Here is a 17,648-nt window from a genome sequence, read left to right as displayed (position 1 = left end):
CCCCCGTTGCGCCCCGGGTGCCTGCCCACCACAGCCAAAACAGTAATGCCGCAAAGAGACCCATTTGAGGAAGTAAACGCTATGACCACACTGCGAATCCACGGTATGACCTGCGCCTCCTGTGCCGACCGCGTCAGAGATGCTCTGGAGGGAATCTCCGGCGTGCACCGGGCGGACGTCTCCTACGCCGGTGGGAAGGCCGAAATGACGGCCGACGCGGCTGTCAGCCGTGAACAAATGCAAGCCGCCGTCGAGGCCCTTGGGTATCAAGCGTCGTTCGAAGTCGCCTCGCTACAACCGCGCCCCGGCCAGCTCGATAAGGCGCTGGGCTGGTTGCGCAGCGACACCGAGGTCGGCAAAAACGGCGACGCGCTACACATTGCAGTCATAGGCAGCGGCGGTGCGGCAATGGCGGCCGCCTTGAAGGCGGTGGAAGCCGGCGCCCGCGTCACTCTGATCGAGCGCGGCACCATCGGCGGCACTTGCGTCAACGTCGGCTGCGTGCCGTCGAAAATCATGATTCGCGCCGCGCATGTGGCTCATTTGCGCCGCGAGAGTCCGTTCGATGACGGAATGCCCGCCACGCCGCCGACCGTCCTGCGCGAGCGGCTGCTCGCGCAACAGCAAGGCCTTGTCGACGAACTGCGTCACGCCAAGTACGAAGGCATTCTGGAGAGCACACCAGCCATCACCGTGCTGCGTGGCACCGCTCGCTTCCAGGACGGCCACACGCTCAGCGTCGAACTGGTCGAGGGGGGCGGGCGCGAAGTCGCGTTCGACCGCTGCCTGATCGCTACCGGCGCCGGTGCGGCCGTGCCGCCGATTCGCGGGCTGCAAGACACCCCCTATTGGACCTCGGAGGAGGCACTGGCCAGCGCCAGTATTCCGCAACGGCTCGCCGTGATCGGCTCATCCGTGGTGGCCTTGGAGCTGGCGCAAGCCTTTGCCCGGCTGGGTAGCCGCGTCACCATCCTGGCGCGCAACTCGCTGTTCTTCCGCGAAGATCCGGCCATCGGCGAGGCGCTGACCGCAGCCTTCCGCATGGAGGGCATCGACGTGCTTGAGCAGACACAAGCCAGTCAGGTGACCCACGCCAACGGCGAATTCGTACTGACCACCAACCACGGTGAACTGCGCGCCGACCAACTGTTCGTCGCCACCGGCCGCACGCCCAACACCCAAAGCCTGAACCTGGAAGCGGCGGGTGTACTGTTGGATGAACGCGGCGCCATTCAGATCGATCAGGGCATGCGCAGTAGCGCAGTGGATATCTATGCAGCCGGCGACTGCACCAACCAGCCGCAGTTCGTCTACGTCGCGGCGGCGGCTGGCACCCGTGCGGCGATCAACATGACCGGCGGCGAAGCTACGCTTAATCTCGATGCCATGCCGGCGGTGGTGTTCACCGATCCGCAGGTGGCCACCGTCGGTTACAGCGAAGCGGAAGCACAGCGCGCAGGCCTCGAAACCGACAGTCGCACGCTGAGCCTGGACAACGTGCCGCGTGCGCTGGCCAACTTCGACACGCGAGGGTTCATCAAGCTGGTCGCCGAAGCGGGTTCTGGTCGGTTGCTCGGCGTGCAGGCGGTGGCCCCGGAAGCGGGCGAGCTGATTCAGACGGCGGTGCTGGCTATTCGCAACCGCATGACCGTGCAGGAGCTGGCCGACCAGTTGTTCCCCTACCTAACCATGGTCGAGGGCCTGAAGCTCGCGGCGCAGACTTTCACCAAGGACGTAAAGCAATTGTCCTGCTGCGCTGGATGAATGGAGAGCACCATGAAATTTGCCCGCTACATTACCGAGATCGCCGAACGTCTCACCCCGACCAACCGGCCCAAAGGTTTTGCGGAGTTCTTGGTCGCGCTACTGGGTGAACTTGCCAAGGGACGCCCGATTTCGCGAACTACGCTTGCCAGGACTCTTGGCTGGCCCGCTGAGCAAGTGGCGGCTGTGCTCGAACAAGCCACCAGTACCGAATACGACAACGATGGGAACATCATCGGCTATGTCCTCACCTTGCGCGAGACGTCGCATGTCTTGGAAATTGACAACCGCCGGCTGTATGCCTGGTGCGCGCTGGACACCCTGATGCTCCCGGCGTTAATCGGCCGTACAGCTCGCGTCTCGTCGCATTGCGCTGCAACTGGAGCACCCGTTTCGCTTACGGTTTCACCCAGCGAGATACAGGCTGTTGAACCTGCCGACGTGGCAGTGTCACTGGTATTGCCGCAGGAGGCGGCCGACGTTCGTCAGTCCTTCTGTTGCCATGTGCATTTCTTCGCATCTATCCCAGCGGCAGAAGATTGGGCCTCCAAGCATCAAGGATTGACTATCGTAAGCGTCCAAGAGGCGTTCGGCGTGGGCCAGGAGCTTAATCGACATCTGTTGCAGACCCTTCCAATGAGAACATCGTGATTGGATTTCGACTCAATGTCCTACGGAGTGGGCATCGGATTTCTCTTTCCGACTTTGATCCGGTGATCCCAGCCATCGCCAAAGTCATAGACCTAGCGGAATGTCCTTTTCCCGTTCAACGCTTTGATCAGAGTCTTGCGGGTCTCCGAGTTCACGGGAGGCCCCCATCCATCGGAGTCGGGAATACCGTAACTCTCACCAGCTATTTCAAACTCATGCAGATGGTCATCGTGCCAGCCCATTGCGATCTGGATCACCGCGTGCAATTTGCCTAAGGTGATGTTCTCGGGCACCGCCACACGGCGCCAGATGGCAGGTTCGATCCACTTCAATTCAATGTGCAGTAGCAACAAATCAGGTTCGGGTTTTGGCAAGCGAACAGTTTTGACCATGGATCAGGCGGCCTCGCAGAGTTCCGTGGAGGCGAGAGAAACGTTCCAGGGCAGCAGTTCGTCGACCCGATTGATCGGGTGGTCGGCGATGCGCTCCAGCACGTGTGTCAAATAGGCTTGCGGGTTCAGGTCGTTGAGTTTGGCTGAACCCACCAGGCTGTAAATCGCAGCCGCTCGTTCGCCGCCGGCGTTGGAACCGACGAACAGATAATTTTTTCTGCCTAGCGCGACAGCACGTAGCGCGCGTTCGGCAGCGTTGTTGTCGATCTCAATTCGCCCGTCATCGCAATAGCGCACCAAGGCCTGCCACCGATTGAGGGCATAGAGAATCGCACCGCCCAATGCCGATTTTTTCGACAGTTGAGTCAGCGTCTGGTTGAGCCACGCGTGGAGTTGTTCCAGCAGCGGACTGGCTCGGCTTTGCCGAACCACTTTTCGCAGGTTGGGCGGTTGCCCTCGAATCTCGCTTTCGATGGCATACAGGGCCGCAATCCGTTGCAGCGCCTCGGCGGCAAGTGGTGAAGCCAGGTCTTTGTAGACCTCGTAAAACTTGCGCCGGGCGTGAGCCCAACACGCCGCTTCCTCAATGGTGCCCGTGGCATATAGTTGAGCAAAACCGGCATAGCCGTCCGCCTGCAAGATCCCGCTGAAGCGCTTGAGATGCGCGCGGGGATGTTGCCCCTTGCGATCCGGCGAGTAGGCAAACCAGACCGCCGCCGGTGTCGCGTCCCCCGTAGGTCGGTCGTCCCGCACGTACGTCCACAGGCGCGCCGATTTGGTCTTGCCGTTGCCCGGCGCGAGCACGCCAATCGGCGTGTCGTCGGCATGGACTTTGTGTCCGCTCATGACGTGGTGCTCAAGGGCGTTGATCAGTGGTCGCAGCAACTGACTGCTCTGGCCAACCCAGTCGGCCAGGGTTGAGCGCTCCAGCTCCACGCCCTCACGGGCGTAGATCTCGGACTGCCGATACAACGGCAAATGATCGACAAACTTCGAGACCAGCACATGGGCCAACAACCCTGGGCCGGCAAGACCTCGGGCGATCGGGCGACTCGGTGCCGGCACCTGGGCGAAGTGCTCGCAGCAGCGGCAAACCCACTTCGGACGGACATGGCGAATGACTTTGAAACGTGCCGGAACGTACTCAAGCACTTCGGACACATCCTCACCTAAATGGCGAAGCGTCCCACCGCAGCCAGTGCATTGCGACTCGGGCTGATGAACGTGGGTTTCGCGAGGTAGGTGTTCAGGCAATGGTTTACGGCGCGAAACTGCGCGAGGTGCCGGCTCGACTGGAGGTGTCATTTCGGCTTGGCTGATTTGCAGCTCATCAAGGCTCAACTGGAGCTGGTCGATCATCGCTTCCAGTTGCTCGGAGCTGCGACCGAACTGCGTACGACGCAGCTTGGCGATCATCATCTTCAAGCGCTCAATCTCTGCGTGCTGGGCAGCGATCAGCGCCTTCAAGGCTTGAAGATCATTCGGCAGGGAGTCGGTCACGAGGGTCATGCCCGAATATTACTGGGGATTTTTTCAGCGCGGCAAGTCAGACCGCGAGGACGGGTGCTGTACGAATTGGCCGGCGCCAATCAATGCCCTCCAACAGCATCGACAACTGCGCGGTCGTCAGCGACACGCTGCCGCTGGTTGCTTGCGGCCAGACAAAGCGTCCTTGCTCCAACCGTTTGCAAAACAGGCACAAGCCGTCGCCATCCCACCACAACAGTTTGATCCGGTCACCACGCCGTCCGCGAAAGGCGAAGATCTGACCGGAGAAGGGATCGGCTTCCAGTTGAGTCTGCACCATGGCCGCCAAACCGTCGAAGCCACGACGCATGTCCGTGACGCCAGCGGCGATCCAGATACGGGTTCCAGCGGGAGGGGCAATCATCGCACTAACTGCTGCAAGACGAGTTGCAGCGTCTGCGGGTCTGGTGCTCCGGTGATACGCAACTTGGCTTTTCCTACCTCAACTGCGATCTCGGAATGACACTCTGCCTGTGGCTGGAAGACTGGCGGCAGATCCATTGGCGCCTCGATCACCTGGACTGGCAAAAACGAAGCACTCTGGCTGACCGGGCCGAATAGCCCTTCTTGGTATTGCTGCCGCCAGCGAAAGACCAGATTGGCATTGACGTCATGTTCGCGAGCGATCAATGACACGGAGGCGCCAGGCTGGAAGGTGGCCTCGACGACTTGGCGTTTAAAGTCCAGCGGAAAGTTGGGGCGGCGACCGGCTCGACGGGCTGGGGCAACTGTATCCAAGATAGTGTCCACTAAAAAATGGTGTCCACTATCTTGGCCAATTTGGAGGGCTGTCAGGAGAGGGTGCTGGCCGGACGGTTACAGAAAATCCACCGTGATCAAACCATCATTGAGCAGCTCACACACGAAATCGCTTGGTACAAACGGCACAAGTTTGCCAAGCGTAGCGAGCAACTGAGCCCTGACCAGGGTAGCTTGCTGGACGACCTGCTCGACACTGACATCGCCGCCATCGAGGCGGAGCTGAAAGCTGTCAATCCCCCGGTTGCTCCAGCCGAACCCCGCCAACAGCCCAAGCGCACACCGCTGCCGGCACAATTTCCGCGCACCGTGATCCGCCACGAACCGGAGAACACCCAATGCGCCTGCGGCTGCCAGCTGCAACGCATCGGTGAAGACATCAGCGAAAAGCTGGATTACACGCCGGGCGTTTTCACCGTCGAACAGCATGTGCGTGGGAAATGGGCCTGTCGCCAGTGCGAAACACTGATCCAGGCCCCCGTGCCGGCCCAGGTGATCGACAAGGGCATCCCCACCGCCGGCCTTCTGGCTCACGTGATGGTGGCCAAATTCGCCGACCACTTGCCGCTATATCGGCAAGAGAAAATCTTTGGCCGTGCCGGCCTGGCCATCGCTCGCTCGACACTGGCGCAGTGGGTCGGACAAACCGGCGTGCAGCTCCAGCCGCTAGTCGATGCCCTGCGCGAAGCCGTGCTGGGCCAACGCGTGATCCACGCTGACGAAACCCCGGTGCAAATGCTCACCCCAGGCGAGAAGAAAACCCATCGGGCTTACGTCTGGGCCTACAGCACCACACCCTTCGCCGATCTGAAGGCCGTGGTGTATGACTTCAGTCCCAGCCGTGCCGGCGAGCATGCGCGCAATTTTCTTGGTCAGTGGAATGGCAAGCTGGTCTGCGACGACTTCGCTGGCTACAAGGCCAGCTTCGAGCAAGGCATTACCGAAATCGGCTGCATGGCCCACGCCCGCCGCAAGTTCTTCGATCTGCACGCTGCAAACAAAAGCCAGTTGGCCGAACAAGCACTGCACGCGATGGGCAGCCTGTACGAAATCGAACGGCAAGCACGGGACATGAGCGATGAAGAACGCTGGCGAATACGACAGGAAAAGGCTTCACCGATCCTCGATACACTGCATGACTGGATACTGGCCCAGCGTGATCTTGTGCCCAACGGATCGGCCACGGCGAAAGCCTTGGATTACAGCCTTAAACGCTGGCAGGCACTGACTCGCTATGTCGAGGATGGTGCTGTGCCCATCGACAATAACCAGGTCGAGAACCAGATTCGTCCATGGGCCCTGGGGCGCTCGAACTGGTTGTTTGCCGGGTCGCTACGCAGCGGCAAACGCGCGGCGGCGATCATGAGCCTGATCCAGTCGGCCCGCATGAACGGGCATGATCCGTATGCCTATCTCAAGGACGTGCTGACACGCCTGCCGACGCAACGGGCGAGTGAGGTCGGCCAACTGCTGCCGCATCAGTGGGCGCCTGCCTGAGTCGCGCAAGGTGAGTTCGGCGTACGCTTACCAAGAAGCATCAGTCGGCCACCTTCTTCCCTGAAGTGCCGGTGATTTTCGAAGCCGATGGCAGCGTGCCTCACTACCACATTCCGCTCCTGCTGAGCCCGTACGGCTTTTCAACCTATCGCGGCAACTGAGCATGCTGCAGCCTTGCCCCTGCTATGGGGCAAGGCTGGATTTATGCAGGCTATATTCCCACTGCAGGCGGCTCTTCGGCGGTTGATACCTGCGTCTGATTACGGCCAGTCTTTTTCGCCCGATAAAGGGGCTGGTCAACACGCTCGATCAGATCCGCCAGCGCCTCATCCGGCCGCAGCTCGCCCAGACCAATCGATAACGTGACAACTCCGACATTCTCGTGCTGGCTGTCCGCTACAGCCTGGCGACAGCGCTCGGCCAGCAGCAGGGCATGACTCAGATCGCAGCCGCCAAAGATCAGTAAGAACTCATCACCGCCCCAGCGAATGACACTGTCATTGGCCCTGAGCGCGGCAATCAAATTTCCCGAAACCGTTTTGAGTACCACATCACCCGTGCTGTGACCCCACTGATCGTTGACCTGCTTGAAGTGATCGATATCCGCCAGGGCAATCGACATGGGCAGTTTGCTGCCGCGCGACTGCATAAAGGCATTCTCCAGCGCCAGCTCTCCAGCCGTCCGGGTCAGCGCCCCAGTCAGGCCATCAAAACGCACCATCTCGCGGAACATCTGTTCTTCCAGAACCCTTGTGGTCAGGTCGCGAAAGATGCTGACGTAATGGGTGATGGTGTCGTTCTCATCGGTAAGCGGAGTGATGGTCTCGTCGCAGTAGATCAGCTGGTCATTCTTGCCCCGGTTCACAAAGGTGCCTTTGTATGAATGCCCCTGCTTCAGGGTGTTCCACATCTCTGTGTAGAAATCGGCATTCTGCTCCCCGGACTTGAGCATGCTGGGATTGCGACCGAGCACCTCGGTCAGGCCGTATCCGGTGATTTCTTCAAAACCCTTGTTAACAAACTCAATGGTGCCGCGACTGTCCGTGATGACGACACCATCATCGGTAGCGTTTAGTACACGGTCGAACAGCTGTGTGGCCTTCTGTGCGGCGATCAGGCCACTGATGTCCTGCTGAAGCGATAGAAAATGAGTGATCTCACCGGACGCACCGCGCACAGGCGAAACACTCCACTCGACAACGTACGGGCGACCGTCCTTGCGATAGTTGATGGTCGAACCCTGAAAGAATGTGCCGTCCGCCAGGCACTGACGAAGGCGCCTGATGACCTCGCCGCAAGTATCAGGCCCCTGAAGGATGCGCGGGTTTTGTCCCAGAATTTCTTCTTCGCCATAGCCAGTCATGCGCAAAAATGCGGCATTGGCATATACGATACGGTGCCCACCCTCGCCCTCGTGTGCCTCGGTAAGCAAAACGGCATTCACTGACTGATCCAGTGCCTGGGCAATCACGCTGGCTTCGATATGACTGGCGATACTCTTCATGCTGGACACAATTCATCCTGAATGGTCTCTGGAGTATGGCAGCCCGCCCATGCGCATGCATAAGCCTTTGCGCAGAAGCTTCTGCTCATACGCGCGGCAGCAATCATGAGCCTGATCCAGTCGGCCCGCATGAACGGGCATGATCCGTATGCCTATCTCAAGGACGTGCTGACACGCCTGCCGACGCAACGGGCGAGTGAGGTCGGCCAACTGCTGCCGCATCAGTGGGCGCCTGCCTGAGTCGCGCAAGGTGAGTTCGGCGTACGCTTACGAGGCGGGTAATTTTGGTGACTGTGAGCCGGTGGGCGAAGGCATCAGCGAAATGCGGATCTTCGTCGGGCCGGGATACCGTGTGTACTACACGCGCCGTGGCGAGGTCGTTTACCTGCTACTGTGTGGCGGCAATAAGTCATCACAGAAACGAGACATCAAGCTTGCCAAATCCATCCTCGATGAGATCGAGCAAGGAGACGTAAAATGAGAGAACTCAAAGCATTTGATGCATCCCAGTACCTCACCAACGAGGACGAGATTGCTCAATTCCTGACCATTTCTTTGGAAGACCCAAACCCTGACGTGTTCCTTCGCGCTCTGCAGGAAGTCGCCAAGGCTCGTGGCATGAGCCAGCTTGCCAAGGATGCTGGTATCAATCGTGAGAGCCTGTACAAAGCATTGGCACCGGGCGCAAAGCCCCGTTATGACACAGTGTTGAAGCTTGTGAATGCGCTAGGTGTGAAGCTGACAGCCCAGCACGTTTAGGCCCAATCCCTTCCGGACTGACCGGGAGCATGAGTAAATATAAAACCTCCTAAAAGGAGGCTTATTTTTTAATATAAGATTGTTATTTATACCTAATTTTACAATCCTCGTATATTTTATTATTTAGCCTCTCATAACTTAAAAGAGAAACTTCAGCTACATCTAGAGTACGAATGGATTCCTCATCGCACTTTATCAAATTATTGTTACACGAATTATCATTATACAGACCCTCTATGAATGCCGGAAACCTCCATGCGAGGTGCCCATAGCTTATAGAAATATCTAAAAAGTTTTTCAGCGACCTTCTAAAGCAGCAAGAAAAAACAAACGAACCATCCTTTCTTGATAAAATCAGATCTTTACGAAACCTAATAACATCCGAAGTGACATTTTTATCAGGCTCTTTGATTTCCAGCTCTGAAACTTCTGCTTCAAATCCATATTCTTCAAGCAGCCTCAAAAGAAAACAAGGAACATAAAAGGACTTAGCATATATATATTCAGAGTACCCTAAAACCCGATCCTTCTTAACCTCAAATTGATAACCATAATTTTCAGCTTTGATCCTTCGGATACTAGCAATTACCTCTACCAATTCTTCTCTTACTGATTCAGAATATGAGCTAAAAAATTCTGTTTTCAATTTAGTATATTCTTTAACTGAATTTTCTAACCAGTCATATTCAAGACCGTTTATAGCAAAATCATCATTTGAATCAATGCAGTCATCCTTATTATTCTTTGCGTCTATTAGATCTTCTTCAATAAGGAATGAAAAATCTAGATCGTCATTTTGCATTTCAGCAACTGGCTGAGAACCTTCAGGTAACGCACCTTTATTTTTTGTAGCTTTTCTTTTAGTCATAAATGGATAAATTGTTATACACACAATTATACCACTTTATAAAACCAAACTTCAATCTAGGAGGCTTGTAATTCAATTTCTTTTAAATATTTTATCTGCTTATGAGTTATTACTGTCTCGCCACGAAAAAGCAATACCTCTTTGTTCTTGAATCTTCGAACAGCAACCCCTACTTCTTTGACCAGATCCCAGCTCACCATCGAATCTAGTTTTACATCATAGTAGTCCAGAGAAATTACAGTTCTTCCTAAATAATCTTTGTAAGATAATCCATATACGCAATAACCGTAATCACGGGCTATATGCCTTAAAGAATCAATCAACCCTTCAAAATACCTAAGATATTCTTCATCAGATTTGAATTTAATTTTAGCCATAGTAAATATAGTTTTGTTTATGAGTCAAATTATACCAAACGGAATTAGCAAAAATCACCGTTAAGGATTTTCACTCAAAAATATTTCAATCTTTAGCAACACCAACTAGCAAGGTTAGATCGAATGCTAATCGTTGAAACCCTTCCTCTACCATTTTATAACCGCTGGTAAGCTCACGGTCGTAGGAAGTGTTATAGGCTATAAATCGACACTCATCGGTTTGGAAGCATTCAGAAAAGTTAATCTCAAGATTATGCTTAACAAATTCAGCTTCATCTTTTGCCGTATTTTCTTCAATACTGCTAAACACATCGATCTGAGCCATTAGCTCAACAAAGGTAAATGAATGAGGTAGGCAGGACCGCTTCTGGCAAAGCTGAATCATTTTCTTCTGTGCTTTTTCGGTAAGCACTTCGCCTATATTGAAGAAATCTAATTTACCGAGACACTCATAGTGCATCATTGAGTGGTATAGATTTTCACTTTCGAGAGTTTCAATGTTCAGCGCACGGAATAACAGCGAACCATCAGGCTCCATGTGCGTATTATTGGTATTAATATAGACTGGATAGGTTGCAGACTTCACCATCAAAATATAGGCAAAATCCAAAGCGGCTTTTTCCACAGGTGAATTGAATTTACGATTCATCTGAAAATTCCTTTTATGCTTCAATCACCTAGGCTTCACTGTTTCCGCTACACAGCCCTGTCTCTACTTGTTCATGTAATCGACTTAATCAGATACTCGCCTTTATTCTTCACATTGCCAACGTCTTTTGAGACGGGATACCACTCAAAATCTTCTGCAGGTTGCCCAAGGTCTCTTGCGATTTCCTTGGCGCGTTCTTTCGTCAGATCTTGGGAAAGCCATTCCCGCGCAAGCTCGGGAGAAAGAACCACGGGCCTACGATCATGTACGTCTACCATCCCGCCATCAGCATCCGCAGTGATGATTAAAAAGCCCGGTGGCTCATCAGGCGATGGACCTGGCTCTACCTGGGCCAGTCCAGCGAAGAACATAGGCTTGTGGCTCTTCAACCTGATGAAGAAGGGTTGCTTCTTCTCATCACCCGGTTCTTTGACCCATTCGTACCAGCCGTCAGCCATTACCAAGGCCCTGTGGTCAGGGAACAGATCCTTGTAGAACCTACCCTTCGCAATGGTCTCTATGCGTGCGTTGATAGGCTGCACAACCTTGGGCTTCGGCCAAGACACCTCCCTCTTCCAACCCCAATGCACTGGCGAGATCTGCGGGCCGTCAGGCTCGGCATGGATGATTGGCACATCAGTTGAAGGGGCGATGTTGTATCGCTCAACAGGCGTGGTGTCAGCGCTTGTGAAGAGGTCGCGTTGTGGATCAAGCTCCTGCACATACTCATCAAGGCTTCTAAACATCACGAATCGACCACACATAAACCTTTTCCTGATATTAGAGGTTAGGTCACTCACCCTTCCCCCATCTGACTGCAGATAGAAATTTGGATGACTCCAATGCTGAGAAATTCATTAAAAAATGAAGGCACCAAACTAATATTTTAGTGAAGGTGGAACGGTCCAAGAAGGGTTAACCCGGCCTTCGCCTAAAATGATCGCGAGTTCTTCTAACTCCGTCTCGGAAACTGGCAATAACTTTTGGTGAAGGCCAATCATCTGCTGACCAGGGCTTGATGGATCTGCAAAGGTAAGCCCCATCCAAAAGAAGGCCAAATTTTTATCGCGAGTGACAAGAGTGACCTTTAGCTCTGGGGCTTGTGTCTGGAGAACGTTAGTAAGCATAATCAAAAAAAGATCATACATAGAGTTGTACGCATCTTCTTCTGTGTAACCTACTTTCGGCTTAATAAGCTTCTGTGCTGGATTGAAGCTTTGATTAGCAGATGAAGCGCTTAAACAAGCAAGGAACGCAATATTGTTGACTGAAATATTTTCAGCTTTAGCTATTGCAGCCATAGCTTTCCATTTTTCCACCTTTCTATTTCGAGCAGGTGAATTCACAATTAAGGGTGCTAATTTTATAAGTAACCGTACCCCTTCGGAGAAATACACACGGTACTTATCAGCAATATCCAGTAAGTACTGTAGATCAGCATCAGATTTCGGCCAGATTTTCACATGGGGCAAAGCTTCGGAAAGAGTCTTAAAAGCTGCTTTATGTTGCTCAATAATTTTCTCAGGCGATGGTAATTTACGTTCATTACTTTCCAGCGCATAAGATATTGTATGAATAGTGCATGAACAGTTCTTGTCACAGATGTAATCTAAAAAATCGTTATGCTCCCTTTCAGAAGACATTTCACCATTTGAAAATCTAGCTTGAATATCAGAAACCAAATTTCTGTCGGCAATTATATTCCCTTTAGAAAAAGCATAAAATATAGGCACCCATCCGCCTTTAACCAAAGCAAAACAAGAATTTTTTAAACTTGGCCCGACCGCAAAGTCAGCTTGGAATCTATTGCCAACGGGAGGAAATGTTTTATCCCAATCAGGTTTTCCAGCAACGACACCAGCAATTTTAATCTTTAAGTCTTTCGAATCAGAAAAAACCAACCAATCATCGAGTGTAAGTGGATGGGGTTGAACGTCCTTGAAATATACGATTCCATTAGAACCAGTTTCATCACAATGAATAGGCATTTTCATGAAAAGCTGGGTGTCGAGAGCGGCGCTATGCATTTCTATCCCTTTAAATGTAGTGGCTGGAAGTCGATAGTAGCCTATCCTCCCTTACCTCCACCGGTTAGCACTGACCAATAATTTTATGCTGCATGTACGACCTCTCAATGCCCCGTCGAATGACGCCGGGGCATGTTGAAGGTGGAACCTATGAATAGCTCTAAGAGGTGCTTTCAGCTCGGAGGGTGCGGATTCAGAAGGAGCTGTAAGGACAGGGACCGACCAAGACGAATTTATCAATGTCCATCGATAAAAAATCTTTGAACAGAATCTTGAACCATTTCAGGAATGATTAGCCTTTCCGGATCGCATCCAACAGCTGATCTCGCAACCCTCGACCCTGATCGTCCTTTTTCTGCGCCATAAGGTAAATCCCCTTACCCCCGGATTTTTTAGCCCAAAGCTCACCGATGAGGCGCTTCTCTTTACTGTCATCATTGCTCACACGGTCGCCTCCCTTGTACTCAATCACGAACAGGCGTCCGTCCTTGAGACGAGCTACAAAGTCTGGATAGGTCCGTTGTGTCGCTGTCGGCATCCAGAACTGGGTAGCGTGAACAAGATTCCTTACCCAAAATTCGACTTCATCCAGAAGCTCAATTGCCTGCGCACAAAGGTATTCCTCTGCATCCTCCCCCTTCGACGTTTTCCAAGGAAGCATGCCGGGGAACGGGTAGTAGTGCTTCTTGAACTTGAATGATCCAGAGTAGTACGAGGTAGCAGGATACAACGCCATGTCAGCAGGATAAGTAAACGCATGGTCGGGTTCTGAGGACGTTACCAGCTCCAAATCATCATGGAACAGTGCCTGTTGAAAGCCCTTGTCGTAGGCGATTTTCTTCGCAAGCAACAGTTGCTCACCAAGCTTCCTACGAAGGATGAACTGTCCTTTCAACAGTTGGGATAGCGAGAATCCACGATCATCAATCAGTCCCATTACTGCACGGCGTAACCACTCGCGAAGCACAGGCTGTTTGATAGATGGCTCACGGATTTCTTGATCCAACCAACCAATCAGGTCCGAAACGGTACGGTCCTGCGCAAATCCAGGAAGATAAGTACCGACATCGTCTTTCACATTCTGGAACTGAACTGTTTTGTCATCGAGATAAACCTCAAAAGTCATACTCGATTCATCAAACCGGAAAGACGACAGGTCTGGTGGTGACGACAGCAGATCCCAACTGAATGAGGCAGAGACAGCACCACGGTCTACAAGCTCAAGCTCCCCCTGCTCAACTGAGTAAAGGCGTGGAACCTGAAACACGACGCCCCGCTCACTAGGAGCTTTTGCAGCGACGGTCATTTGTTGGTGCCGTTCAACTTCAGCGGCAATTGCAGCCTTTTTTTCCTTGCCAGAAACGCTAGAAACGATGGCTTCAACAGTCAGTAAATCCAACTCGTCCGTCAGCTCAATCGTCCCACCAGGTCCATCAGATGAAAGCACGAAAACGACTCGCTCGTGGTCGCGCTCTGGGATCTTGGTGAAATCAGGGGCTTTGGAGACTTCAACCTTCGTGACCGGTAATTCTGGCGTACCGACTTGCCCACCTTGCAGAGGAAGTTCTGCAGTCTTTTCCTTACGGATTGCAGCCGCCGCTTCCATCGGATTGAAGCCGATACTGATGAGCGATTGGGTCAATTCGCCAGCAGCACGGCCAAACGTATCTGTAGTGACATGAGCATAGGCTTTGCTCATTGCTTCCTGACGCCGAGGTACTGCATATGGCATGCGCAGGACACGACCAAGAAGCTGCTGAATATCTTTGTCAGATTTCACCTGCGCGACGGAACAGAAAACGTAGGCAAACGAGCAGTCCCAGCCTTCTTTCAACGCCTGTTTGGTGATGATGACTTCTATGGGACAGTCTTTGGCAAATAGGTCAATCCCATCAATTTCCCGCTGTGTGCCGGTCGCGATAGCAATAGCTTTTTCGTCCACCCCATCAGTGTCGATGAGGTGCTGCTTTACCTCTTCAACCGTCGCTTCGCTCTTAGCATTTTCAGCCTGGATCAGCAGGATTGGACGAATGTATTCCGGTTCACCGAGTGCGGTCTTCGAAAGGGATTTGCGCCGAGCTACTGCACTGCTCACTGCAACCTGCCATTCCCCATTATGTTCCTTCAGGATCACAGGGAATTTGATCATGTTTTCTGCTTTTAGCTCGAATGCAGAAACACTGACCAGTACGTTCGAGCTGGACACATCAGGGGTAGCTGTAAGCTCTACCACAGCCTTTGGACCTAGACGCTCATACACAGTGTACGAAAGCGGTGTTGTGGCGTTGTGCGCTTCATCCATGATGACCAATGGACCATGAAGCTTGAGAAGGTTAGCGAAAGAGGCAACGGCTTTCCCGTCTTTCCCTTTATCAAGATGTTCGAGCTGTTTGGCAGATCCTGTGAAATGCCCCTCAAGATCCTCGTGATGCTCGTAGACCTTTCGCCCTTCTTCTTTATCGACACGTAAAGCAGCCACTGTGGAGATCACCACGCAGACCTTCGTGATCAAATCTGCCGGACGTATACGGGTGAATTCTGCCACATCGAAAACCGCGACCTGCCCACCAAAAGCATCATCAAGTTCCTGGCGATACGGGTGGCGATGGTCACGAAAAGCTTCAATCGTTTGATTCTTAATCTGTGTAGTCGGCACCATCCAGAGAACAACTGGGTATTGGCGCTCGAGGTAAGACGAACCGCAGATTTGGATGATATGGGCACCCATCACCGTCTTGCCGCCACCGGTAGGAATCCGCAGACAAACGTAAGGTATTTCAGGCAAACCAGGCATCAGTTTGTATTCACTGACAAGCCCAGCATCAACAGTTTGCTCAAACGCCTTCGATGGTCCTTCTAAACGAGCCGCGTCGAGAAATTTTTCAAGGCTAGACAATGCGCGGTTTTGATACAGCTTTAGAGTTAGAGCCATGGTCAGCGAGCCTTAATGTCGTATGGGGTTTGCCGGAAAGTAATCTTCGATTCCAAAAGAAGCTCAGACGGAATTGCGCACGCCTCCCCGTAAATCACCATAGGACCATCAGTCTTTGGCAAAGCTTTGAGTATTCGCTTGGTCAGGACATTGCCTCCTGCCGCAGTCAGATCACCGAGTATGCCGTTGAACAGCAGAAAATAAGACGTGCCCTGATGCTCACCAAGGAAGGGAGATTTTTCAGCGGATGACGACCGAGCCGTGCCTGTTTCAGCAAACCATACGTGAGCCGCTAACTGCTCAAAGGAAATACCTTCTCTGATGTGACCAGCGTCATCGAAAACTGGAACACCCAACTTGTAGTAACGGTAGCCTCCGCCGCCATTCCAGCCCAAGGCTTCTGAGATACCACCCTGTTCCCCGTTCACAACCTGAAGCAAGCGTGGACCGCAGAAAAGCCTAGCGTTTGCGGACATCTCAATGCCAATCCAATTGCGCTTCATTTTGTGCGCCACTGCAGCCGTGGTGCCGGAACCAAGGAAGCTGTCGAGTACCAAATCACCAGGCTTGCTCGCCACTTCCAGAACCTGTCTTAGAAGGCGTTCAGGTTTCGGAGTATCAAAGGCTTCAACATCCTGGAACAGAGCCAAGATTTCCTTTTTTGCTTCCTCTGTAGTGCCAGCGTCCATGGCATGCCAAAGCGTCATGGGAACAAGTCCTTCGTCCTCCCAGGGAAACCGCTTCAAGCGGGGTTTACCCTTACCGTCCTTTGGGAAATAGACGCGGTTTTCGGAACGATACCGATTGAATTCTGGCTCAACCGATCCCCAGCAACGGCCTTTCGGAGGCAAGTGAACATCACCTGAATCGCTGGTGATTGGATACATTTGGTTGGGTCTGAAACCTTGAGCCGAGAACGGAATCGACCGCCACGGACCACGCGGGTCATTATCTGGATTTCCGTAGCCCTTGTCGTTGGATGGAAGCAGGTTCCGATACTTCTTCCACTTGGAAGCTTCCATTTTTGCGTAGACAAGCATCGTGTCATGAGACGAGCCTACAGCGGCACGGTTTTCGCGAGACGTGCGTTTCTGCCAAATGATTTCAGCAATGAAATTTTTACGACCAAAAATCTCATCGCAAATGACTTTCAGGTAATGGGCTTCGTTATCGTCAATTGTTATCCAGATCGAGCCTTCTTGACTCATCAGCTCACGTAGAAGCTCAAGCCGTGGATAGATCATCGACAGCCATTTCGAGTGTTCTAGGTTGTCATCGTAACGTTCGAAGGCGGATTTCGTGTTGTAAGGCGGATCGATGAAGATGCATTTCACCTGACCAGCGTAGTACGGAAGAAGCGCCTTGAGCGCGTCGAGGTTATCGCCTTCGATCAGCATGTTCGGAGAGTCAGGCTCTCCATGAGACAGTTCAGCAACCGGCTCAAGCAGACGGTAAGGCGCTAGGGCAGCTCTCGTCAGGTCGGCATCACGGTTAAACCAAGACAATAGAGGCATTCGAAAAGGGTTCCAGGGACGGCTAAATCAATCCCCTACTTTACCTTCTTTAGATGACGGCTAGCCATCGCATCAGCCCCAAGATAGCGGAATGCGGGTCGGTTAAAGACTGCATGTTGATACAAACCCTGAAGGATCAACCAGCCCCCAGACTCGTTCTCGCCGCCAGGGATGGGCGGCCCCCAAGGACGACTGGGACACAGTGAAAGGGTTTAGCTCAGCACATGGCCAAGCTCATTCCTGATCGCTTTTCAGCCGTATCAGGCCCGAAGAATCGTGTAGGCAATAAAGGGCGCGAACATGTGGAACATACATAACCTCCATGAACGGCTTGGCGAGCTGGGTGAAGACCCATGGAAGGACTACGGCAAAATAAAACAAACGATCACTGCTGATATGCGTCGAATGATTGGACTCAAAAAATAGGA

Annotated in this window: 15 protein-coding genes and 5 pseudogenes; 8 read left to right on the top strand and 12 right to left on the bottom strand. The window is 52.8% G+C overall.

The annotated features are described in order from the left end of the window. Window positions 1-81 precede the first annotated feature (81 nt). Together merA and merB are read left to right on the top strand one after the other, a co-directional pair. Window positions 82-1,764 (top strand): mercury(II) reductase, encoded by a 1,683-nt coding sequence (gene merA / locus KGB03_RS06305; RefSeq protein ID WP_003425044.1) that lies wholly within the window; start codon window positions 82-84, stop codon window positions 1,762-1,764. A gap of 12 nt (window positions 1,765-1,776) precedes the next feature. Continuing rightward, a complete protein-coding gene (merB, locus tag KGB03_RS06300) occupies window positions 1,777-2,415 on the top strand; it encodes an organomercurial lyase MerB (protein WP_003425042.1) in 639 nt (212 codons plus the stop codon). 92 nt (window positions 2,416-2,507) lie between these two features. Here the strand turns inward: merB and KGB03_RS06295 are convergent, their stop codons facing one another. From KGB03_RS06295 to KGB03_RS31300, 4 genes and pseudogenes are all read right to left on the bottom strand, one after another. After that, entirely contained in the window at window positions 2,508-2,807 is a 300-nt protein-coding gene (locus tag KGB03_RS06295; protein WP_003425039.1) for a plasmid pRiA4b ORF-3 family protein, read from the bottom strand. 3 nt (window positions 2,808-2,810) lie between these two features. Next, the gene (tnpC, locus tag KGB03_RS06290; RefSeq protein WP_003425038.1) at window positions 2,811-4,316 is read right to left on the bottom strand and encodes an IS66 family transposase; all 1,506 of its coding nucleotides are present in this window, start codon (window positions 4,314-4,316) and stop codon (window positions 2,811-2,813) included. 37 nt (window positions 4,317-4,353) lie between these two features. Then, on the bottom strand, window positions 4,354-4,698 hold the full coding sequence (gene tnpB / locus KGB03_RS06285; protein WP_003425037.1) for an IS66 family insertion sequence element accessory protein TnpB: 345 nt from the start codon (window positions 4,696-4,698) through the stop codon (window positions 4,354-4,356). Beyond that, a pseudogene (locus KGB03_RS31300) lies at window positions 4,695-4,991 on the bottom strand (transposase); the annotation flags it as partial. The pseudogene KGB03_RS31300 and the gene tnpB, both read right to left, overlap by 4 nt. Window positions 4,992-5,114: 123 nt before the next feature. On the opposite strand from KGB03_RS31300, the gene tnpC (KGB03_RS06275) reads away from it, so the two are divergent. Both tnpC (KGB03_RS06275) and KGB03_RS06270 read left to right on the top strand, forming a co-directional pair. Beyond that, a complete protein-coding gene (tnpC, locus tag KGB03_RS06275) occupies window positions 5,115-6,590 on the top strand; it encodes an IS66 family transposase (RefSeq protein ID WP_411739963.1) in 1,476 nt (491 codons plus the stop codon). A 38-nt stretch (window positions 6,591-6,628) separates the two neighbouring features. Next, a pseudogene (locus tag KGB03_RS06270) lies at window positions 6,629-6,751 on the top strand (hydroxyisourate hydrolase); the annotation flags it as partial. 50 nt (window positions 6,752-6,801) lie between these two features. On the opposite strand, the gene KGB03_RS06265 reads toward KGB03_RS06270, so the two are convergent. Further along, window positions 6,802-8,094 (bottom strand): PAS domain-containing protein, encoded by a 1,293-nt coding sequence (locus tag KGB03_RS06265; protein WP_223526585.1) that lies wholly within the window; start codon window positions 8,092-8,094, stop codon window positions 6,802-6,804. A gap of 90 nt (window positions 8,095-8,184) precedes the next feature. Here KGB03_RS06265 and KGB03_RS06260 point away from each other — a divergent pair. The 3 genes and pseudogenes from KGB03_RS06260 to KGB03_RS06250 form a co-directional block, all read left to right on the top strand. After that, window positions 8,185-8,334, top strand: a pseudogene (locus KGB03_RS06260) (transposase domain-containing protein); the annotation flags it as partial. Window positions 8,335-8,365: 31 nt separating this feature from the next. After that, window positions 8,366-8,575: pseudogene (locus KGB03_RS06255) on the top strand (type II toxin-antitoxin system RelE/ParE family toxin); the annotation flags it as partial. Next, window positions 8,572-8,853 (top strand): addiction module antidote protein, encoded by a 282-nt coding sequence (locus KGB03_RS06250; protein WP_056788879.1) that lies wholly within the window; start codon window positions 8,572-8,574, stop codon window positions 8,851-8,853. The pseudogene KGB03_RS06255 and the gene KGB03_RS06250, both read left to right, overlap by 4 nt. 82 nt (window positions 8,854-8,935) lie before the next feature. On the opposite strand, the gene KGB03_RS06245 is transcribed toward KGB03_RS06250, so the two are convergent. From KGB03_RS06245 to KGB03_RS06215, 7 genes are all read right to left on the bottom strand, one after another. After that, window positions 8,936-9,721, bottom strand: a complete 786-nt coding sequence (locus tag KGB03_RS06245; protein WP_223526584.1) for a hypothetical protein — start codon at window positions 9,719-9,721, stop codon at window positions 8,936-8,938. Between the two features lie 56 nt (window positions 9,722-9,777). Beyond that, complete coding sequence (locus KGB03_RS06240; RefSeq protein ID WP_223526583.1) at window positions 9,778-10,098, bottom strand: hypothetical protein; 321 nt, start codon at window positions 10,096-10,098, stop codon at window positions 9,778-9,780. An 85-nt stretch (window positions 10,099-10,183) separates the two neighbouring features. Further along, on the bottom strand, window positions 10,184-10,747 hold the full coding sequence (locus KGB03_RS06235) for a hypothetical protein (RefSeq protein ID WP_223526582.1): 564 nt from the start codon (window positions 10,745-10,747) through the stop codon (window positions 10,184-10,186). A gap of 71 nt (window positions 10,748-10,818) precedes the next feature. Continuing rightward, window positions 10,819-11,511, bottom strand: coding sequence for an SOS response-associated peptidase (locus KGB03_RS06230; RefSeq protein ID WP_223526581.1), 693 nt, complete (start codon window positions 11,509-11,511; stop codon window positions 10,819-10,821). A gap of 114 nt (window positions 11,512-11,625) precedes the next feature. Beyond that, window positions 11,626-12,774, bottom strand: a complete 1,149-nt coding sequence (locus tag KGB03_RS06225) for a hypothetical protein (RefSeq protein WP_223526580.1) — start codon at window positions 12,772-12,774, stop codon at window positions 11,626-11,628. A gap of 292 nt (window positions 12,775-13,066) precedes the next feature. Then, window positions 13,067-15,706: a DEAD/DEAH box helicase gene (locus KGB03_RS06220; RefSeq protein WP_223526579.1), complete on the bottom strand. Its 2,640-nt coding sequence runs from the start codon at window positions 15,704-15,706 to the stop codon at window positions 13,067-13,069. Window positions 15,707-15,708: 2 nt separating this feature from the next. Next, window positions 15,709-17,220: a site-specific DNA-methyltransferase gene (locus KGB03_RS06215; RefSeq protein WP_223526578.1), complete on the bottom strand. Its 1,512-nt coding sequence runs from the start codon at window positions 17,218-17,220 to the stop codon at window positions 15,709-15,711. A gap of 184 nt (window positions 17,221-17,404) precedes the next feature. Here KGB03_RS06215 and KGB03_RS06210 point away from each other — a divergent pair. Beyond that, window positions 17,405-17,646, top strand: a pseudogene (locus tag KGB03_RS06210) (hypothetical protein); the annotation flags it as partial. Between the last annotated feature and the right edge of the window lie 2 nt (window positions 17,647-17,648).

The sequence above is a fragment of the Pseudomonas sp. BF-B-26 genome (assembly GCF_019956495.1).
In the GTDB taxonomy this organism is placed as follows: domain Bacteria; phylum Pseudomonadota; class Gammaproteobacteria; order Pseudomonadales; family Pseudomonadaceae; genus Aquipseudomonas.
This window is presented reverse-complemented; position numbering and strand designations above follow the sequence as displayed.